We start from the raw sequence: 25,644 nt of genomic DNA, 5'->3' as shown, positions 1-25,644 counted from the left end.
GGGGGGAATGGTGAAATTTCACCGCAAAAATGAAAACAGAAATGTTAGCAATGATTTTAGCCGGCGGTCAAGGAACGCGGCTAGGAAAATTAACCAAAAATATTGCCAAACCAGCAGTCCCGTTTGGCGGACGTTATCGCATTATTGACTTTACTTTAAGCAATTGTGCCAACTCAGGAATTCGCAATGTTGGTGTGGTTACACAATATCAACCATTAGCATTAAACAATCATATTGGTAATGGTGCTAGTTGGGGATTAGACGGCATCAATTCAGGGGTAACGATTTTACAACCATTCTCAAGTTCTGAAGGAAGTAAGTGGTTTGAAGGTACGGCCCATGCAATTTATCAAAATATCGCCTATATTGATCAAATGGATCCACAATATGTTTTAGTTTTGTCTGGCGACCACATTTATAAAATGGATTACGAAGACATGTTAGAAACCCATAAAGCCAATAATGCTTCATTATCTGTCGCTGTTATTGAAGTCCCAATTAAAGAAGCTTCACGTTTTGGGATTATGAATACAGATGAAAGTGATCGCATTATTGAATTTGAAGAAAAACCAGAGGAACCCAAAAACAACTTAGCATCGATGGGGATTTATATTTTTAACTGGGGACGCTTACGGAATGTCTTAATGAACAGCTACTCAAAAGATGGTCAAATGATCGACTTTGGGAAACACGTTATTCCAAACTATCTTGAATCAGGTGAAAATGTATTTGCTTACCGTTTTTCTGGCTATTGGAAAGACGTAGGCACAATTGATTCACTTTGGGAAGCCAATATGGAATTCATCGAGCCGGATATGGAATTAGAAATTCGAGACAAATCATGGCGTGTATTTTCAAAAAATACGATTTCACCTCCGCACTTTTTAACCGAAACAGCAGCAGTGAAAAATTCATTAATTGTGGATGGCTGTTATGTTTCAGGTGAAATTAATCATTCCATTTTATCAGACGACGTACAAGTGAAAGAAGGAACCGTTATTACTGATAGCGTGGTAATGCCTGGGGCAACGATTGGAAAAAATGTTAAAATTCATCGGGCGATTATCGGGGAAAATGCGATTGTCGGGGACGATGCGGTTATTGATGGCAGCGAGGAAATTGCTGTTGTCGGCTATTCTGAAGTGATTGGAGTGACTCTTGATGAGAACTAATAAAATGTGTGCGATTTTGGGTAATTTACATCGTTATAATGAGTTATTACCATTAACCGAAAACCGTCCGCTAGCAACATTACCCTTTGATTGTAAGTATCGTTTAATCGATTTTAATTTATCCAGTATTGTAAATGCCAACATTAATACGGTGTTTATGGTCTTTAATGAAGGGGAAACACAGTCGGTTTTTGACCACATCGGCGGTGGCAAAGAGTGGAACTTAGACAGCGTTCGCAATCGTTTCTTTATTCATGTCTACCAAGATTTCTTAAAACAAAAAGCAGAAAATAAACATTATTACGATACCGTAATTGATTACTTACGCAAATCAAAGTCAGAATATACGGTCTTTATGGGCAGCAAAATGCTTTGCAACATTGATTTACGTGCTGTTTTAAAAATTCATCAAATGCAAGAAAACGATATGACAGTGGTCTATAAACGGATGCCAAAATCACAAGTTTATCCAACCGATATTGTTTTAGACGTTGAAGAACACGGCAAAATTATTGGTGCAACACAAGCAAAAGATGCGCAATTGACAGACTTGGTGAATTTATCAGCCGATATTTATATCGTTCAAACTAACCGCCTGATCGAGGCCTTATCTCAAGGACAAAATGAGGGAGTATCTGTTAACTTAGAAAGCTTCTTACGTTCTAATATTACCAACGTGAAAAGCTCTGCTTATGAATATACTGGTTATCTAAACAATATTTTTGATATTAATTCTTACTATCAAGCGAATATGGATATGTTGGAACCACAAAAATTTAGTTCACTGTTATATTCAAGTAAGAAAATTTATACTAAATTAAAAAATGAAGTGCCGACATATTATGCACCGACTTCACAAGTAGAGAATTCACAATTTGCAACAGGTTCAATTATTGAAGGAACCGTGAAGAATTCGTTAGTTTCTCGTCACACACTAATTAGTGAAGACGCGACAGTAGAAGATTCTATCATTATGGCAAATAATAAAATTGGTACTGGGGCGCTAGTAAAATATGCGATTTTAGATAAAGAAGTTCAAGTGGCCCCTGGTGTTAAAATCATTGGGACAAAAGAAGAGCCGTTAGTAATCAAAAAACAAAGTCATGTGATTTCAGATATTTACGGAGGCGAATAAAATGAAGGTATTATTTGCTGCCGCTGAATGTGCCCCTTTTTTTAAAACAGGCGGACTTGGGGATGTTGCAGGTGCCCTGCCAAAGGAATTAGTAAAAAAAGGAATTGATTGTCGTGTCGTATTGCCTTATTTCGCTAAAAAAATTCCGGAAAAATATGCTGATCAGTGTGAAGATTTATTTTCTTTTTATGTAAATGTTGGTTGGCGCAGGCAGTATTGCGGGGTAAAACAGTTAGTTTTAAATGATGTTACCTATTATTTTTTAGACAATTTATATTACTTTGGTAATCGGGATGGTTTATACGGTTATTATGATGATGGCGAACGGTTTGCCTTTTTCCAATTGGCATTAATTGAAATGCTGGAACGAATTGGTTTTCTTCCAGATGTTTTACATGTTAATGACTACCATACTGCCATGGTTCCTTTCTTATTAAAAGAGAAGTATCGTTGGATTAATGCGTATAACAGCATCAAAACGGTTTTAACCATCCACAATATTGAATTTCAAGGACAATACGACGGCAGTGTTTTACCTGATTTATTTGGTGTGGGGATGGAGCGTTATGAAGATGGAACTGTGCGCATGAATGATTGCTTGAATTTTATGAAAGCAGGAATTTTATACGCTGATCGCGTCAATACGGTGAGTCCTTCTTATGCTGAGGAAATACAAACACCACAATTTGGTTCTGGCCTGGATGTTATTTTGCGAATGGAAGCTGGCAAGTTAAGCGGTATTTTAAATGGGATTGATTACGATTTAAACGATCCTAAAACAGATCCTGCGTTACCTTTTCATTATGACAACACAGACTTGACGGGAAAAGCGCAAAATAAAGCTGCGTTGCAAGAAAAAATGGGACTACCTCAAAGAGCCGATGTGCCGCTTTTAGCAGTTGTCAGCCGTCTAACTTACCAAAAAGGGTTTAACCTTTTACTAGATGAACTACACAATATTTTACAAAATGATGTCCAATTAGTCCTACTTGGAACGGGAGATAAGGATTTTGAAAATGGCTTCCGCTATTTTTCAGCGACTTATCCAGAAAAATGTTCCGTTAGCATCTCTTTTGATGTGAACTTAGCTCAAATGATGTATGCAGCTGCAGATGTCTTTTTAATGCCTTCTGCATTTGAGCCATGTGGCTTATCACAAATGATTTCGATGCGTTATGGAACGTTGCCGATTGTTCATGAAATTGGGGGCCTAAAAGATACAGTTACACCTTTTAATATCGTGAGCGGCATCGGAACTGGTTTTGGTTTTGCTGAGTTTAGTTCCTATCAGCTTTTAAAAGCAATTGAAAGAGCGCTGATTTTGTACACTGATGATTTTGCAACTTGGCAAAGCTTAATCAAACAAGCAATGGTCAAAGATTTTAGTTGGAAAACTTCTTCAAAAGAATATGTTGCGTTATATGAAACGCTAATTTAGCAAGTAGGCAGAGGAAACCGAGAAACAGCTGACTGTTTTTCGGTTTCTTACCTGTCGAATTAAAAAGGAAATTACTAAAAAATATTTAGCTGAAGAAGGAATCTTCTTCAACTTTTTAATATCCGGGAGGAAAAGAGATGAAAATTACCAAGAAGGTTTTTAAAGAGGAAATGATCCAGCGGCTCAAAGAAAAATATGCGATGGATATCAGTGATGCAACACCGCAAGAACTTTTTCACGTTTTGGGAAGCGTGGTAAAAACGTACTATGCTGATGATTGGGTACAAACGTGGAAAGATTATTTAACTGAGGAAACAAAGCAAGTTTATTACTTTTCCATTGAATTTTTACCCGGGAAAATGCTCAAAAGTAATTTATTAAATTTAGGGATTTTAGACACCGTTCGGGATGGTTTAACCGAATTAGGTTTTTCATTGGATTCGATTGTGGAACAAGAAAAAGACATGGCTTTGGGAAATGGGGGCCTAGGGCGCTTAGCTTCTTGTTTTATGGACTCGATTGCTTCTTGTGGCTTACCAGGAAACGGCAATGGTATTCGCTATGATTATGGCTTGTTTAAACAGCGTTTTGTTGATGGGTATCAAGTCGAATTACCAGACGAATGGTTAAATAATGGGAATGTTTGGGAAGTGCGCAAAGAAAGTAAGGCTGTCGATGTGCGCTTTGGTGGAAATGTTTACATGATGCCACTAGCCGATGGTCGCTTAAAACCAGTCTATGAAAATAGTCGTCTCATTAAAGCTGTTCCTTATGATACAGCAATGGTAGGGTATCAAAATGATGTGGTAAATACCTTAAGACTATGGTCTGTCGAAATTCCAGCTTCTGAAGAAAGTAAGTATCGCAGTTTAGAAGACCGCCGCGAATTAGAAGATTTAACCGCAGTTTTGTATCCTGACGATTCCAATGAAAGAGGTCGTAGAATCAGACTTTTACAAGAGTATTTCTTTGTTTCGGCAGGTGTTCAAAGTATCGTTCGCTACTTTAAAAAACTAAATAAACCGCTAACTGCCATGAGCCAATCTATTGCCATTCACATTAACGATACCCATCCGGCTTTATGTATACCAGAAATGATGCGAATTTTGCTGGATGAATGTGATTTATCTTGGGAGCAAGCCTGGGAAGTGACTGTTAAAGTAATGAGTTACACCAATCATACGATTATGGCAGAGGCACTGGAAAAATGGCCGATTGAGCTAATGCAGGAAATGCTGCCACGGATGTATCAAATCATTGCTGAAATTGACCGTCGTTTTGTTACGCAATATCGCAAATATTATGAAACAAATTTAATCGAGCGTACTCGGATTATCCAAAATGGCCAAGTTCACATGGCGAATTTAGCAATTATTGGTAGCCATAGTACCAACGGTGTTGCTAAATTGCATACCGACTTATTGAAAAATGTCGTGTTACATGATTTTTACGTAATTTTCCCAGGGCGCTTCAATAATAAAACCAATGGTATTGCCCAAAGACGTTGGCTGCAACTTTCTAACGAACCTTTGGCAAAGATTTTAGACGAAACAATTAAAACTTCGTGGCGTAAAAAACCAAATGACTTGCATTTACTACAAAATTTCGTTGAAGATGATGACGTTTTGACAGCCTTAGCAAAAGCAAAACGAGAAAATAAAGTTGCTTTAGCCAAATATATTAAAGAGACAACCGCTATTACCGTTTCTCCTGATGCGATTTTCGATGTCCAAATAAAACGACTGCATGCATATAAACGACAGCTGCTAAATCTTTTACACATTTTGAAATTATACTTTGATCTAAAAAAACAGCCCGATTTACCGATAGAACCGCGGGTATTTATTTTCGGGGCTAAGGCGGCGCCAAGTTACACATATGCTAAAGCCATCATTAAAGCAATCAATGAAACTGCGCAATTAATTAATAATGACCCAGACATTAAAGATCGACTGAAAATTGTCTTTTTAGAAAATTATAATGTGACATTAGCAGAACGGATTATTCCAGCTGCTGATGTAAGTGAGCAAATTTCACTGGCCTCAAAAGAAGCCTCTGGTACTAGCAACATGAAATTAATGTTAAATGGTGCAGTTACCTTGGCAACGTTAGACGGTGCTAATATCGAAATTCGCGATGCCGTAGGAACAGACAATATTGTTATTTTTGGTTTAACTGAAGAAGAAGTTTATGCCTATTATCATGCACAAAACTACAATGCGATGGGAATTTATGAGGATTCACCGACTATTCAAAAGGTTTTGAATGCCTTTATCGATGGCACGATTCCTAATATCCATTCTGAAGGACAAGAAATTTTTGATTCGTTAATCAAATACAATGATGAATTCTTTGTACTAAGAGATTTTGATTCTTATTGTCGCGCCCAAAAACAAATTGAAGAACTTTATCAAGATAAAAGACATTGGCAACAAATTAGTCTAATTAACATCGCCAATGCCGGTCAGTTTTCGGCTGATCATACGGTAGAACGTTATGCAGAAGATATTTGGCAAATTGAACCAGTTTTTGCCCATAAAGAAGTAATGAGGTAATCCCATGACCAAAGTGTATTTTAATTCATGGTTAGAAGAGTATAAAAAGCCCTTTGGCGCGATTTTGGTTAATGAGTTTATATCCTTTAAGTTTAAAGCAGATGATCCTAACGTCACAGGGGTAACGTTAGTAATTGCCCATGATGGCGGTCAAAGCCATAGGATTAAGATGGAAAGTTATGGCACGGCAATTTATCATTTTGATTACTTTTTCAACGAGGGGAAAGGTGTTTATTTTTATTATTTTGAATTACATTATTTAGACGCCAACCACGCAGAATATACCCGATATTATGGTGCAGTAGCAGGAGGCGGCCCAGGAAAGCTGGTCGATCACTTAGAGGAGATAAATGCCTATCAAGTGACCTGTTTTGAAAAAAAAGAAACAGCTCCTAATTGGTATCGTAAAGGCGTTTTTTATCAAATTTTTCCCGACCGTTTTTATAATGGTAATCCCAAGGAGTTAGTAAATAATCCTAAGGCCAATACATTTATTTATGGTAGTAAAGAAGATACTCCGATGTATATTAAAGATGAAAACGGCGATATTGCCCGCTGGGATTTTTTTGGAGGCAACTTTAAAGGAATTAAAGCTAAAATTCCCTATTTAAAAGAATTGGGAATTACAGGGATTTATTTGAATCCGATTTTTGAAGCCAGAAGTAATCATCGTTATGATACGAGTAACTATCTGAATATCGATCCCATTTTAGGAACAGAAGAAGACTTTGCTGATCTTTTAGATGCGTTGCATCAAAATGATATTCATGTCATTTTAGATGGTGTATTTAGCCACGTAGGGCGTAACAGTCTTTACTTTAATTACGACGGCGCTTACGGTATTGATAAAGGAGCATATCGTAATATTCATAGCCAGTATTATCCTTGGTTTACCTTTAACCGCTATCCAGATGAATATAATTCTTGGTGGGGAGTAAAAGATTTACCAGAAATTAATAAAGAGAACAAAGAATTCCAAGCTTTTATTTTTGGTTCTGCTGGTGTTTTACAAAAGTGGAATAAATTTGGTATTGACGGCTGGCGCTTAGATGTGGCGGATGAATTGCCAGACGAGTTTATTGCCGGTATTCGAAGCAATTTGGACCAATTTGCGGACAAAGTTTTGTTAGGTGAAGTCTGGGAAGACGCCTCTAATAAAATTTCTTATGGCAAAAGACGCCAATATATTTTAGGAAACCATCTCCAAGGGGTTATGAACTATCCTCTAAGAGAGCAAGCACTAGCTTTTCTTATGGCAGATTGTCGTCCAGAAACTATTGCCAGCCATTTTACAACCTTACAAGAAAATTATCCTCGGGACATCTTTTACAATAGTTTCAATAATATTGGGACCCACGATACGGAGCGAATTTTAACGCAATTAAATGGCGATAAACGAAAACTGTCACTGGCTTTTGCTCTGTTGCATCTTTTTCCGGGTGTCCCTTGTGTCTATTATGGTGATGAAGCTGGTTTAACTGGGGGCAAAGATCCAGATAACCGCAAGTTTTTCCCTTGGGATAATATTGAGGAAGACTGTTATGAAGCTTGTCGTAAATGGATTTCTTTACGGGCAGAAAATCCGGTTATTTACGAGGGAGATTTTCTGTTGTTGTACACAGAACGGATTTTAGGAGTACTGCGTTATGATGCAGAAGACTTTGTTTTGGTCTTTTTTAATCCGACAAACGGGCTTCAAGTTTTGAATGTAGCAGAAATTCAAACATTGCGTCCCTTACCGATTACTAAAGAACGCTTGCAGGCGATTATTGGGCGTAACAATACGATTCAAGAGGCCGGAACGCTAACTTTTAGTGGTAAGTTATTTGAATAATTTATCTTTTTGATTAATAAAAATATTCCTGAACAAAATAAAACTGCAAGTAAGCTCCTACAGGTAAACTGCGCTTGTGGCAAATTTTGTTCAGGTTTTTTTGTATATTTTTTTAAAACAATTGTTATTCGTGGCGAATTTCGCTAGATTTTGGTACTTTATGGTATGATGAAACAAAGTAGATAAAGGATGAATTAAAATGGGAAAATATACAGATATTAATCGTAAACATTACCGTTTTCCAGCCTATGATGATAATGAAAACGTAAAAATTCAAAAAGAAAAGCGGAATCTCTTTGCTAAAGATCGCAGCTGGCTTTTAACTGATGAGCCAGAAGACAAGGGAACCGCCTTTTATACACCACCTAAAAAAAGTGTTTTAAAAAACACACAGATGCAAGAAGAACGGGCCTTGCGCCGTTCCCGTAAAGCGACTGCTGCAAAACAAGGACATACCTTGGCGCAGCAAGAAGAGCTAAAAAAACATCGGGAAAATTTACCAGACTACAGCAAGAAAATTAAACCTGAAACAGATTTAGCCGGTCGAACTTCTCTTTTTGGGAAAGATTATAAGCGCTCCACCTATAAAGTGAAGAACAAACCGCAAATAACACCTGAAGAAAGTACAATGAAGCGTTATTCTTCAGGGCGTTCTTATTTTGTCCCCAAATATATTCCAGCTTCTTTAATTCCTGATGAAAAAAAAGCAGCTGTGGAGGAAACAGAATTAATCGACTCGTTACACAAAAACAAAGAACAGTATTTGCTGTTTGATCATGAACCGGCTGCTTTTCAAGAAAAAAAAGGTGATGATCCTACTGTTGAAAAATTTCATCATGAAAAAAATTCCGAAAAAGAGGATACAACTGCTAAAGCAGCAGTAAATAAGGAAAAAAAGGGGAAAGTTTTAGAGCGCGATTTAAAAGGCTTAATTGAAGAGGGGCAATCAGAAAGTCGCCGCAGCCCCAGCTATTTTGAAGAGTAAGAGGTTTTGATTAAATGGAAGCATATGATTTACAACTAGAGAAATTGAAAAATGGTGAAATTGAAAAAATTGAAGTGACACAGGAAAATTTTTTCCTTTTTCGCAATGCTTGGGCTAGTCGTGAAGATAAAAAATACTTTGTCGGTGAAGCGCATCATAATGGCGATATTACGTATCATTATGACCCGACTGTTTTGTAGAAATGGGCTAGTGCAAAAGGCTCAGATATCTGCTGCGCTAAAAAAAGTTAGGTATTTAGGTCAGTTGTGTTGCAGCAAGTACGGTCTCTTTTGTAATAAATTGGCTAATTAAAAAATTTTTATATGTTTTTGATTATTTGCTTTATTTTAAGGCGAAGTATTTAGAAAATGCTATTTATAAAAAGGACTGTCCAAGGTTTTGTTTTGGTCTTATTTAGCAACTGCAAATAAGTGATTCCATTTCATTTTTTAAGCGTGATAAAAAGATAAAAGGATACAAATCTTAGAAAAATAAGATTTGTATCCTTTTTAAACCTACTGGAGTGATGCAGAAGACGGGAGTCGAACCCGCACGAGCTTTACGCCCACAAGACCCTCAATCTTGCTTGTCTGCCAATTCCAACACTTCTGCGAAAACAACAACTTATGATACCTTAGAAAAAAATCCTTTGTCAAGATTAAGATTAAAAAGGAAGGTTAATATGAAAAAATCTGACGGTACGTTTCTTTTGCCTGCAGTTTTGTTGGGGCTTTTAGTTGGCTTAATTTTAGATAAGCTTTTATTGGGAATTTTTCTGGGCATTGTGGCAAGTATCGCTATTGACATTGGTATTAATTCTTGGCGGAAAAAAAATTAAAACTTTTACGAAAAATCACAGGAAAGATTGCTTTTTAAAGGATAAAAAAGTAAAGTAATTAAAAGAATTCAATTAAAAAGGGGCGATGATGATGAAACACTTTGAGAAATCAAATAAATTAGAAGGTGTCAGCTATGACGTGCGCGGTCCGGTGTTGGAAGAGGCCGATCGCATGCAAGAAGAAGGCGTTAGTATTTTAAAACTAAATACTGGTAATCCTGCACCTTTTGGCTTTGAAGCCCCGGATGAAATTGTTCGTGATTTGATTATGAATGTCCGTTCATCAGAAGGCTATTCTGATTCTAAGGGAATTTTTTCGGCACGAAAGGCAATTGAACAATATTGCCAATTAAAGGGATTTCCTAATGTTACGATAAATGATATTTATACTGGCAACGGTGTTAGCGAATTAATTACAATGTGCATGCAAGGCTTGTGTAATGACGGCGATGAAATATTGGTACCCTCCCCGGATTATCCGCTGTGGACAGCCTCTGTTTCTCTTGCTGGTGGTAAACCCGTTCATTATATTTGTGATGAAGAAAGTGAATGGTATCCTGATCTTTCGGATATGCGGGCTAAGATTAACAGTAAAACCAAAGCAATCGTAGTCATTAATCCCAATAACCCTACAGGTGCTCTATATCCAAAAGAGATATTAGAAGGTATCGTGGAATTAGCGCGGGAATTTGATTTGATTATTTTTTCAGATGAAATTTACGATCGTTTAGTTATGGATGGTCTAACCCATGTCCCAATTGCAACTTTGGCCCCAGATCGGTTTGTCGTTACTTTAAATGGTCTGTCAAAATCACATCGTGTTGCGGGTTTTCGCGTGGGGTGGATGGTCTTAAGTGGGGATAAAAAAGGTGTGAAAGATTATATTGAAGGGCTAAACATGTTGTCTTCCATGCGCTTGTGTTCTAATGTATTATCCCAACAAATCATTCAAACTGCTCTTGGCGGGTATCAAAGTAGTGATGAATTATTATTGCCGGGTGGTCGAATTTATGAGCAGCGGGAATATATTTACAATGCTTTAAATGATATTCCCGGACTTTCAGCAGTAAAACCAAAAGCTGCCTTTTATATTTTTCCTAAAATTGATATTAAACGGTTCAATATCAAAAATGACGAACAATTTGTTCTGGACTTTTTACATGAACACAAAATTTTATTGGTGCATGGTGGCGGCTTTAACTGGCAAGAGCCTGACCATTTTCGGATTGTCTATTTACCAAAAATGGACGACCTGAAATTTACAGCCGAAAAATTACGAGAGTTTTTAGCAACCTATCAACAAAAATAAAATAAAAAAGAGAATGATAAAATTGTGCCGTTGAAAAGTTTAACTTTTTAACGGGGAACACAATTGTTCATTCTCTTTTTTACATATATGTAAAAACAAGTATTGTGGTTATGTAAATGTATTTTTATTCGGTTTGTTAAAGAAGCTCGCAGACTTTTTTACTGATGATAATCCTTTTTGCGTACTTGGTTTCTAATTCTTCGTTTGGATCGGTGACATTGATTAAAAATGAATTTTGATATTCTTTTTCAATCCAGCCATAAAATTTTTCGTCTTGCCAGATAAAGCTAACATTTGATGGTTGTTTCATTCTAAAATCCTCCTTATTTTTTCAATTGTTGCGAAAAAGTTGCTCGTTTTCGGTAGCGCCTTTGCGGGTATTATGTGATAAAATATACAAAAAGGGTAATGCTAATTCGCATAATTGGAGGCAGTTAGAATAATGACAGCAGAAAATGTTTCGTTTGGCCACGTTTTAAAACAAATTCGTAAAGATCGTAAATTAACACAAAAAATGTTGTCGCAAAATATTTGTTCGCAAAGTGTCTTAAGTCGGATTGAAAATGATGAAGAATTACCAAATGTCTTGGTGATGCAAAATTTGTGCGAACGCTTAGGCGTAACAATCGATCAAGTTATGACGCTCCACTTTGAGGAGATTAGAAAAGTAAATTTACTCTTAGATCAAATGGCTTATCACTTTTTTCATAAAGAGTATATAAAGCTTGCTGCCTTATTAAACCAACCAGCTATTTTAGACCAGTTGTATTTAGACACAGATTTACAGCTTTATTACTATTATCTAGGTAGTTGTGAATACTTTTTGGGTAAAGATTTGGAGTTGGCTTTACAATATTTAAAACACGGTCTTTCTTATACATTTCAAGCAGATAAACATTTTATTGCTTCAAATGAAATTCAATTAATTTCTTGTATCGGTCGCGTGCAAGTGGATCTAGGCCAAAAAAAAGAAGGAGAGTTCAACTTAGCCTATAGTATGGAACTCTTTTATACATTGCCAAATGAACGTATCGACTGTCGGCTTGCAAAAGTTTTCTATAATTACGGTCTGTTTTTATATCGAGAAAAGCGTTATGACGAAGCGATGGACGTTGTCAAACGAGGAACGGAAATGGTGCGCAAACAAAAAAGTTATTATTATTTGGAAGAACTTTTCCGCCTTGAGGGCTTGATTTATGAAGCGCAGGGCAAAAATGAGCAATGCGAAAAATATTTCAAAATATCTAGCGCTGTCCAACGGATTACAAATCTGTAAAATGGTGTAGACCTTTCTTGACTTCTGGGAAAAGAAGGAGTAATTTTAAGTTAGTAAATCAAAGGAGCGATTTAAATGCGAACATTTATTTATGCTGACAAGTTTTTCTTAAACTCTGATACCAAATCAGCCGGCTATTTAGAAATTATTGACGGAAAATTTGGTAACTACTATGCTGAACTACCTGAAAAAGATGCGAATATTATTGACCATAGTGGCAAATGGATTGCCCCAGGTTTAGTGGATACACATATTCATGGTTACAAAAACCAAGATGTTATGGACAATAATGCTGAAGGTTTGAAAATCATGTCTGAAGGTTTGTTGGAATGTGGCGTAACTTCTTATTTGCCAACAACTTTAACTTCTACAAAAGAGTTATTAAAAGATGTTGCAAAAACAATTGGCGACACATACCAAGATGTAAAAGGTGCTAAAATTCAAGGGATTTATTTTGAAGGACCATTCTTTACAGAAGAACATAAAGGTGCGCAAAATCCATCTTACTTTGGCGACCCAGATATTGATACTTTCCATGAATGGCAAGAAGCTTCTGGCGGCTTGATTAAAAAAATTGCGTTAGCTCCTGAACGTAAAGGCGTTAGCGAATTTGTTAACCAAGTAACTGAAGAAGGTGTTGTTGTTGCATTGGGTCACAGCAATGCAACGCTAGAAGAAGCAACGGAAGCTGTTGAAGCTGGAGCAAGCGTGTTTGTTCACGCTTATAATGGGATGCGTGGTTTGAATCACCGCGAACCCGGTATGGTTGGTGCGCTACTTAGCCTGCAACATGTATTTTCAGAATTAATTTGTGATGGTCACCATGTTCACCCACAAGCGGCTGAAATTTTAATGGAAAAAGCAGGACATGATCATGTAGCATTAATCACGGACTGCATGATGGCTGGCGGTATGCCAGATGGAAATTATATTTTAGGCGAATTTCCTGTAGTCGTAAAAGATGGTACTGCTCGTATGAAAGAAGGCAATTTAGCCGGTAGTATTTTGAAATTAAAAGAAGCAATCAAAAATGTAGTGGATTGGGAAATTGCCACACCAGAAGAAGCGATTATGATGGCAACTTGGGTTCCAGCTGTCAGCTGTAAAATCGATGACAAATGTGGTTTGATTAAAAAAGGGCGGGATGCAGACTTTATCGTCTTGAATCCCGATATGACATTAGCTGCCACTTATTTAGATGGCACAAAACGCTACGAAGCTTAATTTAAATAGATTTTTTTGACGATAGCCAAAATATTGGTTATCGTCTTTTTTTGTTGCAGGAAATACTTTGCGTTATTTTAAATTTCCGTCAAAGAAAAAATGAAATTCGACAGTTGAATTTTTGTGTAAGAAATATCTTGTGTTAAACTTAAATTAACGAGAATTTTTTTGTGAGGGAGCTAATTTTATGAGTTATATCGAAGTATTTAATGAGGTGAAAAAGTATCAAATGGGCAACACTGAAATCATCGCCAATGATAATATTACCTTCAGTGTTGAAAAGGGTGAAGTTGCTGTTATTTTAGGGCCAAGTGGTGCTGGAAAATCGACAGTTCTAAATATATTGGGAGGAATGGATACTTGTGATAGTGGCCAAGTTACAGTGGACGGCGTAGACATTGCCCGTTTTGATGCCAAACAATTAACCGGTTATCGAAGAAATGACGTGGGTTTTGTCTTCCAGTTTTATAATTTAGTTCCTAACTTGACTGCCAAAGAAAACGTAGAATTAGCATCACAAATTGTAACTGATGCTATGGATGCAGAAGAGGTTTTGCTTAAAGTTGGTTTAGGCAAACGTATGAATAACTTCCCGGCACAATTGTCCGGAGGGGAGCAACAAAGAGTAACGATTGCTCGCGCTTTGGCAAAAAAACCTAAAATCTTGCTTTGTGACGAACCAACTGGGGCATTGGATTATGAAACAGGGAAACAGATTTTGGAAATTTTAAAAGATACAGCAGCGGAATTTCAAACAACGGTAATTATTATTACCCATAATTCTGCTATTGCACCAATGGCCGATCGGGTGATTAAAATTAACGACGCCAAGGTTAGAAGTATCACGCTAAACGAAAACCCACTTTCTGTTGCAGAGATTGCGTGGTGAGGAATAGATGAAAAGTGCTTTGCTCAAAACAAGTTTGAAAGAGATAAAAAATTCACCGGCTCGCTTTTTGTCGATTCTAGGTATCATCTTTTTAGGAACAGCCTTTTTTGTTGGGATTGGTGCAACGGGACCAGACATGATCACCTCCAGTGATAATTATTATGATCAAACGCAATTAGCAGATGCTACCATAATAGCAACATTAGGTCTATCCGATACGGATCTTGATTTAATCAAAGAAGATAGCCAAGTCGCAACCGCAGAACCGGAATATATGCTTGATTTAAATTTAAGCGATAAAAACCAAGTATTGCGATTTTTGGGGTATGATAAAAAACAAAAGCTAAATCAGTATCACATCGTAAAAGGACGCTTACCCAAACAGTCAGGTGAAATTGCATTAGATGATTTAGCAGACTATCACAAAGACTACCGCATTGGTGACAAATTTACAGTGGCAGTTGATGATGATAAAAAACAACAGCTAAAAAGAAGAGAATTTGAAGTTGTGGGGTTTGTGAATAGCCCGGAATACATTGAAAATATTAAACGTGGGAATACCAATGTTGGCACTGGTACGGTCGATTATTTTGCAGTCGTTGATAAAAGTGACTTGAATCTTAAAGCCTATAGCCGGATTTTGGTGCAATTTAAAGATAGTAAAAAACAGGTGGCCTATTCAAAAACTTATGAAGATACTACGGATAAAGGAATTAAAAGCCTAAAAAGAAAGTTGGCTAAAAGACCACAGTTACGTCTAGTTGAGGTCAAAGAAGAAGCTCAAGTACAATTAAAAGCAGTTCAAGCTGAAATTACAAAAGGCGAGAAAGCTTTAGACACAGGCGAAGACAAACTAAAAGCAGCCAAAGAAAAAATTGACAATGCCAAAAAGGAATTAGCTACCAAAACAAAAGACGGCAAAATAGCCCAAGAAACAGCGGCAAAAAATTTGGCCACAGAAGAAGAGGAACTCCAGCAGCAAAATGAAGAATTAAACCAACAGGCGCAATTGTTAAAAACTGATCAAGAAAATGTAAGAAAAGCGCGTAAAGCGGCAACTACTGCTTCAGCTTCCCAGGAAAATGATTTGAAAATCAAACAAGTTCAAGCACAAATTACGAGTGGAAATGATTTGAAAAGTCAGTTAGAGCAACTGACGGTTGATGAAGAAGAACTTTCAGATCTGATTAGTGAACAGAAAAGTTCCCTTTTGCAACTGGCAGAATCATTGCAAGCCGACGAGCTGGTTAAAATGATCAACAATTGGGATGAAGAAAATACGACGTCAGCCGATATTACGGCAGCTTTAAAAGAAGTCACCAAACAAGTGAGCGACTTAAAAAATCAGTTAACACAATTGCAAAATAGTCAAACAGACAGCTCTTTTGATCTTCGTGAGATTGAAGAAAAAGAACGGAGCTTAGCCCAAGAAGAAACAAAATTGGAAGAAGCAAAAAAAGCACTGGAACAAGATGCTGAAAAATTGAGCACAGCTAAACAAACCCTAGCCAAAGAAAATGAAAAGGCCAAGGAGGATTTGCAAAAGGCTGAAACTCAAATCTCAGATAGCGAAAAAGAATACCAAAAGCAATTGGCAGATTTTCAAGCAGAAACAAGTGCCAATATGCCTAAATTACTAGATGCAGAATTACAATTAAAAAATGAGCAAAAACGTTTAAGTGACCTAAAGCCAGCCGAGTATATTTTTAGTGATCGCAATGATAATCCTGGCTATACAGAATACAAGCAAAATGCCGATCGCATTACCTCGCTAGCGACCGTTTTTCCTCTGATATTTTACTTGATTGCAGCATTGGTTAGTTTGACTACTATGAGTAGAATGGTAGAAGAAAAAAGAGGCGAGATTGGAACTTTTAAAGCGTTAGGGTATCGCAATTATGAAATTGCTTTGAAATTTCTTATTTATTCCTTATTAGCGGGAATTATCGGTTCACTACTGGGGTTATTGGTTGGCTTCAAGTTGTTTCCAAGTATTATTATTGAAGCCTATGGTCAACTTTATAACTTGCCTTCTTTTGTTACACCATGGTATTTAAATTATACGATCATCGGTATTGTCGTTGGTTTGATTTGTACCGTTGGAGTCGCGATGTTGACGGTGCGACTTGATTTAATTGCACCCCCTGCAACTTTGTTGCGTCCTAAAGCACCAAAGGCCGGAAAACGCGTGTGGTTAGAAAATATTAAACCGTTGTGGAAACGCCTGAACTTTAATCAAAAAGTCACACTGCGAAACTTATTCCGGTATAAATTGCGGATGTTGATGACAATTGTCGGGATTGCCGGCTGTACGGCCATGATTGTGACCGGATTTGGTTTGCGGGACTCCATTACCGATATCATCCCTTTGCAATTTGAGAAATTGTGGCATTACCAAGCTGTTGTTTCCTTTACTGATGATCAGGCAGCAAAAGATCGTTACCAAAAAGATGCCAAACAATTAAATCGCTATCAAGATACGCTGTCAGTTAGCATGGAGACCTTCAACGTTTCCGGTCATGGTAAAACACCGCAAGATGTTAGTGTTTATGTACCGCAAAATGCCAAAGATTTAGACCAGTTCATTTTATTAAATAATCGTCAAAGTAAGCGGGAATACCAATTACAAAACAAGGGTGCGGTAATTAATGAAAAATTGGCGCAACTTTTTGACCTAAAAATTGGGGACACCATTCAGTTAAAAGATAACAATAAACAAAGTTATCCAGTTAAAATCGCGGGAATTGCTGAGAACTATACCGGACATTTTGCTTATTTGAGCCCAGCTTATTATGAACAAGTCTTTCATAAAAAGCCGGATTACAATGCTGCTTTCTTATTATTTAAAAAGGATTTAACCAGCAGTCAGGAAAAAGATGTAGCCGAAAAGTTGATGGACAATCCTGGTATTGTCAATGTAACTTTTCTATCAGATTCACTAAATGCACTAGATGACACGACCCAAGCGTTGACGATTGTAGTTTGGGTATTGATTATCTCAGCGGGACTTTTGGCCTTCATTGTTTTGTATAACTTAAACAATATCAATATCTCCGAGAGAATTCGCGAACTTTCAACCATCAAAGTCTTAGGATTTTACGATAATGAATTAACCATGTATATCTATCGGGAAAATATTATTTTAACATTCTTCGGTATTTTACTTGGATTAATCTTAGGTAAAATTGAACACGATTTTGTCTTGAAGACAGTAGAGTTAGATATGGTCATGTTTTCACCAACTATTCAGCCTTTGAGCTATTTGTATGCTAGTCTCATTACAATCTTCTTTACGATAATTGTGGGTATTTTTGTCTATGTTAAGTTAAAAAACGTGGATATGATTGAAGCCTTAAAATCAAATGAATAAAAAAGATCAAGTCCGTTTTGTTTTTTGTCTTAAGAGACAAGCGGACGGATCTTTTTTATTTTTCTTTGTATCCGTTTTCGTTTTGTGTCTTAGGACAGTTTTGTTACAATTAAAGTAATAACAATAAAGGAGGAGGAAAATGTCTTTAAAAGAAGCAGGAATGATTACAATTGTTGCCATGTTATTTGTCTTTTTTATTTTAACGGCATTATGGGGTGCGTTACTTTTATTTAAAAAGATTTTTAAGGAGATGAAAGATGACTGAGATTATAAAAAATATGATAGAAACATCGGGTTTTGCCGGCATGACGGGAAAACATTTGATTATGATTTTAATTGCGATTATTTTTTTATACTTGGCGATTTTTAAAGAATATGAGCCTTACTTACTATTACCCATTTCTTTTGGTATTTTATTGGTGAATTTACCTTTTACAGGAATTTTTGCTAGCCCGACAGATGTTGAACCAGGGGGGCTTTTGTATTATTTGTATCAAGGAACAAATCTGGGAATTTATCCACCGCTTATCTTTTTATGTTTGGGGGCATCCACTGACTTTGGTCCTTTAATAGCTAATCCCAAAACCCTACTTTTAGGTGCGGCAGCGCAATTTGGAATTTTTGCGGCCTTCTTTGGGGCGATTTTACTCGGTATGACTGGACCAGAAGCGGCAGCAACCGGAATTATAGGTGGTGCAGATGGTCCGACTGCCATTTATTTAACTACCAGATTAGCGCCGCATCTATTGTCTGTGATTGCAATTGCCGCATACTCTTATATGGCGCTAGTACCGTTGATTCAACCGCCAATTATTAATGCCTTAACTACAAAAAAAGAGCGGAAAATTAAAATGCAAATGCAACGGACTGTAACAAAAAAAGAACGGATTGTTTTTCCAATTTTTACCACCATTTTTGTAGCGTTGGTGGTTCCGGCAGCGACTACCTTAATTGGTTGTCTGATGTTGGGTAATTTGATTCGTGAATCACAAGTGGTACCTAAGTTAACTGAAACGCTGCAAAATGCTATGATGTATATTATTACCATTTTGCTAGGGTTAACGGTTGGTGCCAAAGCAGAAGCGGACATTTTTTTATCGTTAGAAACAATCAAAATTATCATTTTAGGATTATTTGCTTTTGCCATTGGAACGGCCTCAGGAATATTATTTGGCAAATTAATGTGTAAACTAACAAAGGGCGAAGTAAATCCGATGATAGGTGCAGCCGGTGTCTCAGCAGTGCCGATGGCAGCCAGAGTGGTGCACAAGGAAGGTTTAAAAAATGACCCGACGAATTATTTGTTAATGCATGCCATGGGGCCTAATGTAGCTGGCATTATCGGTTCTGCCGTGGCAGCGGGAACGTTGTTAGCTTATTTTGGTTAAAAAAAGAAGATGGCCATCATTGACCATCTTCTTTTTCATTTCTTTTTTTTATTTCACTTTGGACTTCAGCGAGCATAAAGTGTAATTTTTCTTCTTTTTTCTTTAATTCCACTAAATCTTCGGCAATTTCTTTTTCTTTTTCGTTGGTTGGTGGCCGCAATATGAAGTTAATCGCTAAGGCAATAAACGTCCCGATAAAGGTGTCCAACACCCGATCAATGGCAAAATAAACCGATTGGCTTTCGGTTACACTTAGCGTTATTAAAAGCATGGTGGCAATTGCTGAAATAATGCCAGAATTATTATTAATTCCATCAGAGACAATAATCACCAAAGCTACAAAAATCGGTAACGCAACCAATTCTACTAAGAAATCATGGTGAAAATATTGTTTGATAAAAAAATAAAGAATTGCGGCAATACCGCCAATTGAATTACCTAAGACGCGAGATTTGCCAAAAGAAACGGTTGTGGTTAAATCTTGACGCAATGAAAAAACAGCAGCTAGCGCGGCAATCAAAGGTTGCCCACGGTCGATAAAATGAAAAAGCAAGATACAAATCATAACTGCTAGTGCTGTTTTCATGGTGCGCATTCCAATTCGAAAACGTCCTAATCGCATTATTTAGCTCCTGTTCTATAATTTTTGCTTTGTAAATAAGCTGGTGAAATTTGATTGTTCTTCTATAAATATGATAACGAAAATCCATTAAGATTGCCAGTTTACTGTGAAATCGGTAAACTAAAAGCAAAGGAGGGTCTTATGAAAATTGGATTACGTACGATTAAAACAGTAATTGCTGCCAGTTTTGCGATGTTTTTTGCGCAATTATTAAATTTATTATATGCACCAGCAGCCGGTATTATTGCCGTCTTAAGTGTCGGCAATACCAAAAAAGCTACGCTACTCACCGCTTTTTATCGCGTCGTATCTTTGATTATTGCGACGATTATCGCCTTTTTTATTTTTAATATATTGGGCTTTAATCCTTTTTCCTTTGGTATTTTTTTATTGCTATTTATTCCAGTTTCCGTTTATTTCAAACTAGATGACGGCATCGTTGTCAATTCGGTTTTAGTTACCCATTACTTAACGGAACAATCTTTTGCGTGGCAAATTATTACTAACGAATTTCTATTAATGAGTTTAGGTGTAGGGCTTGCCTTATTGGCAAATTTGTATATGCCTGATATTGGCAAAAATTTAAAAGAAGAACAGACGATTATTGAGGTGATGTTTAAAAAGCTTTTAGCCCAACTGGCAAGTGGGTTAAATACACCTGCTGCTGCCAAAAAGGCCCAACAAACCTGTGGACAGCTCGTGGCATATTTACACGAAGCACAAATTAAAGCCAAGCGTCATCAGCAAAATCAATGGTTTCAAGAAGACACGACTTTTGCCACCTATTTTACGATGCGGCGTGGGCAAGTATTGATTTTAAGAGACATGATAAACTTATTGGATCAGATTGAAGTCGAAGAAGAATATGTAGCTGACATGCGTTATTTGTTGCAAACAACCGCCAAAACATTTGGGTATGACAATGATGGCCGCGAATTGTTACAGTTAATTGCAGCAATTGGTCGTAACTATGAAGAAAGTCCACTGCCTAAAGACCGTTTAGAATTTGAAAATCGGGCCCGGTTGTTTCAATTTCTGCAATTGTTTACCAGTTTTATTGAAACAAAGGTGGAATTTAGTAGTAAGTTAGAAAATTAAAAAAGAGGGCGCAAAAATTACTTATAAAACACCGCTTATTTGTAATAGAGAAGGTGACTAAAATCAGTCAAGCGCTTTTACGAATAAACGGTGTTCCAAATGTTTTAGGAAAAATGTTCGGTAAGTAGTTTATGTTGCTTTTTAGTTAGTGACTTGTTAAGTACCCAATTGTAAAACTGTGCTATTTAGCCCAATCTTTTTGCATTTGATCTAAAATAGCAATAACATCATGGGTTAAAAAGAGAGATTTATTGGGTTTGCCTTCAATAGTTGCGGTTAAGTTATCAATTTCATAACCAAAAGCTGCGTTACTAGCACCGCTAATAATAGTTTCTTTGCTGCCGTCTGTATAGGTTAATGTCGCTTTATCTGCTCTAGGATAGTCATTAATTTCCAAATAGCCATTTTCAAAAGCTACAATACCAATTTTGGGCATTTTTGCTTGGAAGGTTAAGCTAACGGTAGCCAATTCATCTTCTTTTGTACGTAAAATGGTCACCGACTGTTCATCGACGCCAGTTGAAAAAGGTACCATAGTAGTTGCAACAACAACTGGTGTGCTAGATAAAAAGTAACGGGCAAAAGAAACCGCATATGTGCCAATATCAAGTAAAGCACCACCAGCTAATGCTGGATTAAAAAAGCGGTTTTTAGGATCGGGTTCTTTGTAGCTGCCAAAAGGTGCTTGAATCATTTTTAATTTGCCTAATTTGTTTTGATCAATTAGGCGTGTTAGTTCATCGTATAATGGCATGTTGAAGATTGTCATTGCTTCTTGTAAGATTAATTTTTTCTCTTCTGCAATTTTCATGACATCTTCTAGTTCAGCTAAGTTCATTGTGATGGCTTTTTCACATAAGACGTGTTTGCCTGCTATTAAAGCTTTTTTGATATAATCATAGTGAGTGGCATTTGGGACCGCCACATAGACAATATCGATATCGCTATTGAGCATTTCCTCATACGTGCCGTAACTATTGGCAATTTGATAACGAGTGGCAAATTCTTTTGCTGTTTCTTCTTTACGAGAGGATACAGCGGTAAGGGTACTTTGTTTACCGGTAAAATTTTCCGCAAATTCGTGGGCAATCCCACCAGTACCAGCAATTCCCCATTTGTAATTTTTCATAAAATCAGCTCCTTTGCTTTAGTTTAGCAATCTTTTAAAAATTAGGAAAGTTACAGGCCTATACCTATCTTAAACAAATAATTTAAGTAAAATAAATAAGAGGAGGATTCTTATGCACGAAGTATATATCACCATTTTAGTACAAACAATTAAAGAACAGTACACAAATGAAGTAACATTTTATCAAAATGTGTTAAATACTGACAAGGTCAGCTGGGAAAAATGGAAGAGTGGAAACGGTACATTAACTCCAGAGCAAAATCAAAAAATTAAGAATCTTTTTAGCGATTATGAATGGATGCTCATGCAAAAAGTGTTGCGCCAAACGATTATTTTCCCCGAAAAAAGAACGCAGGCAGTTAGTGAATATCGCCGTTTGAAAACGCAGATTGCGCAAAAATGGTTACAAAAAAAGTTGGCTGATGTTGAAGTAGTTACCCATAATGAAGAAAAAGAGAATAATCAGTTGCTTGATTTACGCGTTTTTATTACGTATGATGAGTGGGGTTTTGATGATATCTTAAGTTTTCGCTTGCCAGCACGGATTCAACAACAGTTACAACAAGAAAAAGTTGGCCTGTTAGCTTGGGTTAATGAAAATTTAGAAGAAACCTACAATCAATAGCTATTAAAGGAGCGTTTTAGACTTTTGAATAAATTAATCGGAGTAGGTGCGGTTTTAATCGTAGCTTGTGCCACTTTTTTTGTTTTTTTTGGTCAATATCAACAAAATTATGCGAATAAAACAGTGGCATCCACAGCCATTAGTGCCAAAAAGACAACAACCACCACCTCTTCAACACCTATGCGACCAACAGACTTGCCACAGATTGCACGAGATGATTGGAGGTTAGTCTTAGTTAGCCCGGATCATAAAATCGTAACAGAAGTACCAGAAGAACAATTAACCACCTTAGCTGATGGGCATATTGTCGATCAAAGGATCGTGAAAAGTTATGAAGAATTAACGGACGCTGCTAAAAAAGACAATATCAAGCTCCATCTGGTTTCTGCGTTTCGCTCAGTTGCTTATCAAAAACAAGTTTTTAATGAGCGCATGACGCAATTAGAAAATCAAGAGCAGTTAACTAAAGAAGCCGCAACACAAAAAGCCAAATTGACCATGACCGAACCTGGTTATAGTGAACATCATACCGGACTTGCAGTAGATGTTGTAGATGAAAATTGGTTAGCCTCTAATCCCAATATGGTGTTAGATGAAAGCTACAGTAGTCAACCAGGCGCGCAATGGTTACAAAAAAATGCCAGTCGCTTTGGTTTTGTCGTGCGCTATCCTGATGGTAAACAAGCTATTACGAAAATCACCTATGAACCGTGGCATTTACGTTATGTTGGAGTAAAAAGCGCTGAATATATGACAAAACATAATTTAACACTGGAAGAGTATCTTGACCTATTAGAAAAGTGGGAGGGTTATGAGCATTAAAAGAAAATACACGAAACGTAAAAAGGCCGGCTTTCCAGCAATTTTAGCCGGATTTTTGCTTATTTTAGCGGCTTTTGTTTTTTCAATTAAACAATTAAGCCAGCCGACTACACCGACACAAGTGGCATCTGTAACAAATGAAGAAGTCAGCCGCAAAGAATTTATAAAAAAATTAGTTCCCCACGCCCAAGAACTTCAAAAAGGCTATGGTGTTTTGCCTAGTATTATCCTAGGTCAGGCCGCGCTAGAGTCGAATTTTGGTCAAAGTCAATTAGCCAGTGAGTATAAAAATTTATTTGGCATTAAAGCTTATGGGGATGTCCCGAAAGTAAAATTAGATACCCAAGAATTTGTCAACGAACAATATATCACCATTAAGGGTGAATTTAAGGTTTATGATTCTTGGGAAGCTTCTATGGATGATCACACGATGCTTTTTGTTAACGGTGTGAACTGGGATCGACAAAAATATGAGTCTGTATTATTAGCCCAAGATTATAAACAAGCTGCAAAAGCCTTACAAGAGGCGGGATATGCGACAGATCCTCAATATGCTGATAAAATTATAAGTATGATAGAAGAGTATAATTTAATGCAATATGACTAGTTTTCAATCAAAGGAGGAGTGTTTTCATGGAGCAAAAAATGCCGAAAATCTCGACTGAATTACGCAAAGATATCGTGCGCGTTCCTAAAATTATCCGCGAAGCAACCGGTATACAAATTTTTGGACGTCGGATACGTTCCATTATCTTTACAACTGATATCGCGATTATTCGCAATACCGATGCCGATGCGGTTATTGCTGTGTATCCTTTTACACCACACCCGGCTATTACCAAATCGATTATTGAGGCTGCTGATATCCCCGTTTTTTCTGGTGTAGGTGGCGGCTTAACACAAGGCGAACGTTCGACTTATATGTCGATGTTTGCTGAGGCACAAGGATCGATTGGCGTCGTTTTAAATGCACCAACATCAGTAGACACCGTTCAAATGGTTTGTCGTGTAGTAGATATTCCTGTTGTAAGTACAGTGACCTCTAAATTAACACCAATTGATGAAAAATTAGCGGTGGGGGTTAAAATTATTAATATCAGTGCGGGCAAAGATACGGCAGATACTGTTCGACATTTCCGTGAAAACTATCCTGATTTACCCATTATGGCAACGGGCGGTCCAACAGAAGAAAGTATTTTAGAAACGATTCAAGCTGGCGCCAATGCCATTACCTTTACACCACCATCTAATGGGGAATTATTTAGTCGTAAAATGGAACATTATCGTCAAATGGAAATTGATAAGGAAGGCTAAATAAATTGTAGTAAAACCGATAAAAAACCAGTCAAAAGTTCGCTGAATTGCTAGACTTTTGACTGGTTTTTATTCAATTATAACCTGTTATTAAAAGTGCGAGCCAATTTAAGTTTCTTTAAAAAAAATAAATTTTTACGCTGAAATTTCGTATCTTATCACTCGTTTTCTAATTTTGCTTTTATAAGGTTAAAGCGCATTTATAAAATAATTTTGGCGTCTTTTTCTTTAATTCCGTAGATTTTTTGTTTGTGATTGTCTTGCCAATAATACAGTTCACGACTTTTATTGGTCATAAGAGCAATCAGTAAATCTTTAATGGTTAAAGGTGCTTTATTTTTTTCGGCAATGAAAACAAAGTCGCCTTTTTGATCGATTTTGATAGCTGTAACGAAAGCATCTTCGATATAAAGACCTTGGTAATTTTCTTTTTTTGGCATAGTAGCCAAAATAGTGACGAACTCTTTTGCTTGCATAATCTTCCTCCAACGACGAACTAGTAAGGTCACTATAGCATAGTTTTTAAAAAAAGTTTCTGCCTTTTTATGACAGAAATGCCATGAGCTAAAATTTTGTCGCAACTGTTATTCACCAGCAGTTGAGAAGGAATGAAAAAATCTT

The 25,644-nt window shown here is 36.9% G+C and carries 24 protein-coding genes and 1 tRNA gene; 20 read left to right on the top strand and 5 right to left on the bottom strand.

Annotated features, from left to right (window positions below):
• Positions 1–29 precede the first annotated feature (29 nt).
• The 7 genes from AC6R0T_RS08070 to ykzS all read left to right on the top strand — a co-directional run bounded on the left by AC6R0T_RS08070 (position 30) and on the right by ykzS (position 9,319).
• Positions 30–1,172 (top strand): glucose-1-phosphate adenylyltransferase, encoded by a 1,143-nt coding sequence (locus tag AC6R0T_RS08070; protein WP_230710508.1) that lies wholly within the window; start codon positions 30–32, stop codon positions 1,170–1,172.
• A complete protein-coding gene (gene glgD / locus AC6R0T_RS08065; protein WP_206903746.1) occupies positions 1,162–2,307 on the top strand; it encodes a glucose-1-phosphate adenylyltransferase subunit GlgD in 1,146 nt (381 codons plus the stop codon). The genes AC6R0T_RS08070 and glgD overlap by 11 nt, the downstream gene beginning before the upstream one ends.
• A gap of 1 nt (position 2,308) precedes the next feature.
• Positions 2,309–3,745 (top strand): glycogen synthase GlgA, encoded by a 1,437-nt coding sequence (glgA, locus tag AC6R0T_RS08060; protein ID WP_303753901.1) that lies wholly within the window; start codon positions 2,309–2,311, stop codon positions 3,743–3,745.
• 143 nt (positions 3,746–3,888) lie between these two features.
• Positions 3,889–6,300, top strand: a complete 2,412-nt coding sequence (locus AC6R0T_RS08055; protein WP_396140044.1) for a glycogen/starch/alpha-glucan phosphorylase — start codon at positions 3,889–3,891, stop codon at positions 6,298–6,300.
• Between the two features lie 4 nt (positions 6,301–6,304).
• Positions 6,305–8,134: a glycoside hydrolase family 13 protein gene (locus tag AC6R0T_RS08050; protein ID WP_303753902.1), complete on the top strand. Its 1,830-nt coding sequence runs from the start codon at positions 6,305–6,307 to the stop codon at positions 8,132–8,134.
• A 199-nt stretch (positions 8,135–8,333) separates the two neighbouring features.
• Positions 8,334–9,119 (top strand): hypothetical protein, encoded by a 786-nt coding sequence (locus AC6R0T_RS08045; RefSeq protein WP_282462414.1) that lies wholly within the window; start codon positions 8,334–8,336, stop codon positions 9,117–9,119.
• A gap of 14 nt (positions 9,120–9,133) precedes the next feature.
• Entirely contained in the window at positions 9,134–9,319 is a 186-nt protein-coding gene (gene ykzS, locus AC6R0T_RS08040) for a protein YkzS (RefSeq protein WP_206903741.1), read from the top strand.
• A gap of 327 nt (positions 9,320–9,646) precedes the next feature.
• Here the strand turns inward: ykzS and AC6R0T_RS08035 are convergent.
• Positions 9,647–9,731: transfer RNA gene (locus tag AC6R0T_RS08035), tRNA-Leu, on the bottom strand.
• Positions 9,732–9,801: 70 nt separating this feature from the next.
• Between AC6R0T_RS08035 and AC6R0T_RS08030 the strand changes: the two genes are divergently transcribed.
• Complete coding sequence (locus tag AC6R0T_RS08030) at positions 9,802–9,957, top strand: hypothetical protein (RefSeq protein WP_303753903.1); 156 nt, start codon at positions 9,802–9,804, stop codon at positions 9,955–9,957.
• A 91-nt stretch (positions 9,958–10,048) separates the two neighbouring features.
• Positions 10,049–11,266 (top strand): pyridoxal phosphate-dependent aminotransferase, encoded by a 1,218-nt coding sequence (locus AC6R0T_RS08025; protein ID WP_206903739.1) that lies wholly within the window; start codon positions 10,049–10,051, stop codon positions 11,264–11,266.
• Positions 11,267–11,402: 136 nt separating this feature from the next.
• On the opposite strand, the gene AC6R0T_RS08020 is transcribed toward AC6R0T_RS08025, so the two are convergent.
• On the bottom strand, positions 11,403–11,576 hold the full coding sequence (locus tag AC6R0T_RS08020; protein WP_206903738.1) for a DUF2187 domain-containing protein: 174 nt from the start codon (positions 11,574–11,576) through the stop codon (positions 11,403–11,405).
• Between the two features lie 132 nt (positions 11,577–11,708).
• On the opposite strand from AC6R0T_RS08020, the gene AC6R0T_RS08015 reads away from it, so the two are divergent.
• From AC6R0T_RS08015 to AC6R0T_RS07990, 6 genes are all read left to right on the top strand, one after another.
• A complete protein-coding gene (locus AC6R0T_RS08015; RefSeq protein WP_303753904.1) occupies positions 11,709–12,542 on the top strand; it encodes a helix-turn-helix domain-containing protein in 834 nt (277 codons plus the stop codon).
• Positions 12,543–12,617: 75 nt separating this feature from the next.
• On the top strand, positions 12,618–13,766 hold the full coding sequence (gene nagA, locus AC6R0T_RS08010; RefSeq protein ID WP_206903736.1) for an N-acetylglucosamine-6-phosphate deacetylase: 1,149 nt from the start codon (positions 12,618–12,620) through the stop codon (positions 13,764–13,766).
• Positions 13,767–13,953: 187 nt separating this feature from the next.
• The gene (locus tag AC6R0T_RS08005; RefSeq protein ID WP_206903735.1) at positions 13,954–14,655 is read left to right on the top strand and encodes an ABC transporter ATP-binding protein; all 702 of its coding nucleotides are present in this window, start codon (positions 13,954–13,956) and stop codon (positions 14,653–14,655) included.
• A 7-nt stretch (positions 14,656–14,662) separates the two neighbouring features.
• Positions 14,663–18,025 (top strand): FtsX-like permease family protein, encoded by a 3,363-nt coding sequence (locus tag AC6R0T_RS08000; RefSeq protein ID WP_303753905.1) that lies wholly within the window; start codon positions 14,663–14,665, stop codon positions 18,023–18,025.
• Positions 18,026–18,164: 139 nt separating this feature from the next.
• Positions 18,165–18,290 carry an OadG family protein gene (locus tag AC6R0T_RS07995; RefSeq protein ID WP_206903733.1) on the top strand — a complete coding sequence of 42 codons (126 nt, stop codon included), beginning with the start codon at positions 18,165–18,167 and terminating at the stop codon, positions 18,288–18,290.
• A complete protein-coding gene (locus tag AC6R0T_RS07990) occupies positions 18,283–19,413 on the top strand; it encodes a sodium ion-translocating decarboxylase subunit beta (protein ID WP_303753906.1) in 1,131 nt (376 codons plus the stop codon). Before AC6R0T_RS07995 ends, AC6R0T_RS07990 begins: the two co-directional genes overlap by 8 nt.
• 16 nt (positions 19,414–19,429) lie before the next feature.
• Here the strand turns inward: AC6R0T_RS07990 and AC6R0T_RS07985 are convergent, their stop codons facing one another.
• Complete coding sequence (locus AC6R0T_RS07985; protein ID WP_206903731.1) at positions 19,430–20,035, bottom strand: FUSC family protein; 606 nt, start codon at positions 20,033–20,035, stop codon at positions 19,430–19,432.
• Positions 20,036–20,176: 141 nt separating this feature from the next.
• Between AC6R0T_RS07985 and AC6R0T_RS07980 the strand changes: the two genes are divergently transcribed.
• Entirely contained in the window at positions 20,177–21,133 is a 957-nt protein-coding gene (locus AC6R0T_RS07980) for an aromatic acid exporter family protein (RefSeq protein ID WP_206903730.1), read from the top strand.
• 181 nt (positions 21,134–21,314) lie between these two features.
• On the opposite strand, the gene AC6R0T_RS07975 is transcribed toward AC6R0T_RS07980, so the two are convergent.
• Positions 21,315–22,262 (bottom strand): Gfo/Idh/MocA family protein, encoded by a 948-nt coding sequence (locus tag AC6R0T_RS07975; protein WP_206903729.1) that lies wholly within the window; start codon positions 22,260–22,262, stop codon positions 21,315–21,317.
• Between the two features lie 112 nt (positions 22,263–22,374).
• Here AC6R0T_RS07975 and AC6R0T_RS07970 point away from each other — a divergent pair, with 112 nt between their 5' ends.
• The 4 genes from AC6R0T_RS07970 to AC6R0T_RS07955 are packed head-to-tail and all read left to right on the top strand — an operon-like array spanning position 22,375 to position 25,023.
• A complete protein-coding gene (locus AC6R0T_RS07970; RefSeq protein ID WP_303753907.1) occupies positions 22,375–22,887 on the top strand; it encodes a hypothetical protein in 513 nt (170 codons plus the stop codon).
• Positions 22,888–22,911: 24 nt separating this feature from the next.
• Positions 22,912–23,709 carry a M15 family metallopeptidase gene (locus AC6R0T_RS07965; protein WP_303753908.1) on the top strand — a complete coding sequence of 266 codons (798 nt, stop codon included), beginning with the start codon at positions 22,912–22,914 and terminating at the stop codon, positions 23,707–23,709.
• Entirely contained in the window at positions 23,699–24,316 is a 618-nt protein-coding gene (locus tag AC6R0T_RS07960; RefSeq protein WP_230710552.1) for a glycoside hydrolase family 73 protein, read from the top strand. Before AC6R0T_RS07965 ends, AC6R0T_RS07960 begins: the two co-directional genes overlap by 11 nt.
• Before the next feature lie 26 nt (positions 24,317–24,342).
• The gene (locus AC6R0T_RS07955) at positions 24,343–25,023 is read left to right on the top strand and encodes a hydrolase (protein WP_230710554.1); all 681 of its coding nucleotides are present in this window, start codon (positions 24,343–24,345) and stop codon (positions 25,021–25,023) included.
• 200 nt (positions 25,024–25,223) lie between these two features.
• Here the strand turns inward: AC6R0T_RS07955 and AC6R0T_RS07950 are convergent, their stop codons facing one another.
• Positions 25,224–25,532 (bottom strand): hypothetical protein, encoded by a 309-nt coding sequence (locus tag AC6R0T_RS07950; RefSeq protein WP_282462421.1) that lies wholly within the window; start codon positions 25,530–25,532, stop codon positions 25,224–25,226.
• Between the last annotated feature and the right edge of the window lie 112 nt (positions 25,533–25,644).

Source organism: Enterococcus sp. S86.2, assembly GCF_059834485.2.
This window is presented reverse-complemented; position numbering and strand designations above follow the sequence as displayed.

What these genes read in the sequence shown, in the direction of transcription:
- glgD (WP_206903746.1), top strand. Translation starts at nt 1,162, where the DNA reads ATGAGAACTAATAAAATGTGTGCGATTTTGGGTAATTTACATCGTTAT.
- AC6R0T_RS08015 (WP_303753904.1), top strand. Translation starts at nt 11,709, where the DNA reads ATGACAGCAGAAAATGTTTCGTTTGGCCACGTTTTAAAACAAATTCGT.
- ykzS (WP_206903741.1), top strand. Translation starts at nt 9,134, where the DNA reads ATGGAAGCATATGATTTACAACTAGAGAAATTGAAAAATGGTGAAATT.
- AC6R0T_RS08000 (WP_303753905.1), top strand. Translation starts at nt 14,663, where the DNA reads ATGAAAAGTGCTTTGCTCAAAACAAGTTTGAAAGAGATAAAAAATTCA.
- AC6R0T_RS08030 (WP_303753903.1), top strand. Translation starts at nt 9,802, where the DNA reads ATGAAAAAATCTGACGGTACGTTTCTTTTGCCTGCAGTTTTGTTGGGG.
- AC6R0T_RS07970 (WP_303753907.1), top strand. Translation starts at nt 22,375, where the DNA reads ATGCACGAAGTATATATCACCATTTTAGTACAAACAATTAAAGAACAG.
- nagA (WP_206903736.1), top strand. Translation starts at nt 12,618, where the DNA reads ATGCGAACATTTATTTATGCTGACAAGTTTTTCTTAAACTCTGATACC.
- AC6R0T_RS07985 (WP_206903731.1), bottom strand. Translation starts at nt 20,035, where the DNA reads ATGCGATTAGGACGTTTTCGAATTGGAATGCGCACCATGAAAACAGCA.
- AC6R0T_RS07955 (WP_230710554.1), top strand. Translation starts at nt 24,343, where the DNA reads ATGGAGCAAAAAATGCCGAAAATCTCGACTGAATTACGCAAAGATATC.
- AC6R0T_RS08020 (WP_206903738.1), bottom strand. Translation starts at nt 11,576, where the DNA reads ATGAAACAACCATCAAATGTTAGCTTTATCTGGCAAGACGAAAAATTT.
- AC6R0T_RS07960 (WP_230710552.1), top strand. Translation starts at nt 23,699, where the DNA reads ATGAGCATTAAAAGAAAATACACGAAACGTAAAAAGGCCGGCTTTCCA.
- AC6R0T_RS08050 (WP_303753902.1), top strand. Translation starts at nt 6,305, where the DNA reads ATGACCAAAGTGTATTTTAATTCATGGTTAGAAGAGTATAAAAAGCCC.
- AC6R0T_RS07990 (WP_303753906.1), top strand. Translation starts at nt 18,283, where the DNA reads ATGACTGAGATTATAAAAAATATGATAGAAACATCGGGTTTTGCCGGC.
- AC6R0T_RS07995 (WP_206903733.1), top strand. Translation starts at nt 18,165, where the DNA reads ATGTCTTTAAAAGAAGCAGGAATGATTACAATTGTTGCCATGTTATTT.
- AC6R0T_RS08005 (WP_206903735.1), top strand. Translation starts at nt 13,954, where the DNA reads ATGAGTTATATCGAAGTATTTAATGAGGTGAAAAAGTATCAAATGGGC.
- AC6R0T_RS08045 (WP_282462414.1), top strand. Translation starts at nt 8,334, where the DNA reads ATGGGAAAATATACAGATATTAATCGTAAACATTACCGTTTTCCAGCC.
- AC6R0T_RS07980 (WP_206903730.1), top strand. Translation starts at nt 20,177, where the DNA reads ATGAAAATTGGATTACGTACGATTAAAACAGTAATTGCTGCCAGTTTT.
- AC6R0T_RS07975 (WP_206903729.1), bottom strand. Translation starts at nt 22,262, where the DNA reads ATGAAAAATTACAAATGGGGAATTGCTGGTACTGGTGGGATTGCCCAC.
- AC6R0T_RS08070 (WP_230710508.1), top strand. Translation starts at nt 30, where the DNA reads ATGAAAACAGAAATGTTAGCAATGATTTTAGCCGGCGGTCAAGGAACG.
- glgA (WP_303753901.1), top strand. Translation starts at nt 2,309, where the DNA reads ATGAAGGTATTATTTGCTGCCGCTGAATGTGCCCCTTTTTTTAAAACA.
- AC6R0T_RS08025 (WP_206903739.1), top strand. Translation starts at nt 10,049, where the DNA reads ATGAAACACTTTGAGAAATCAAATAAATTAGAAGGTGTCAGCTATGAC.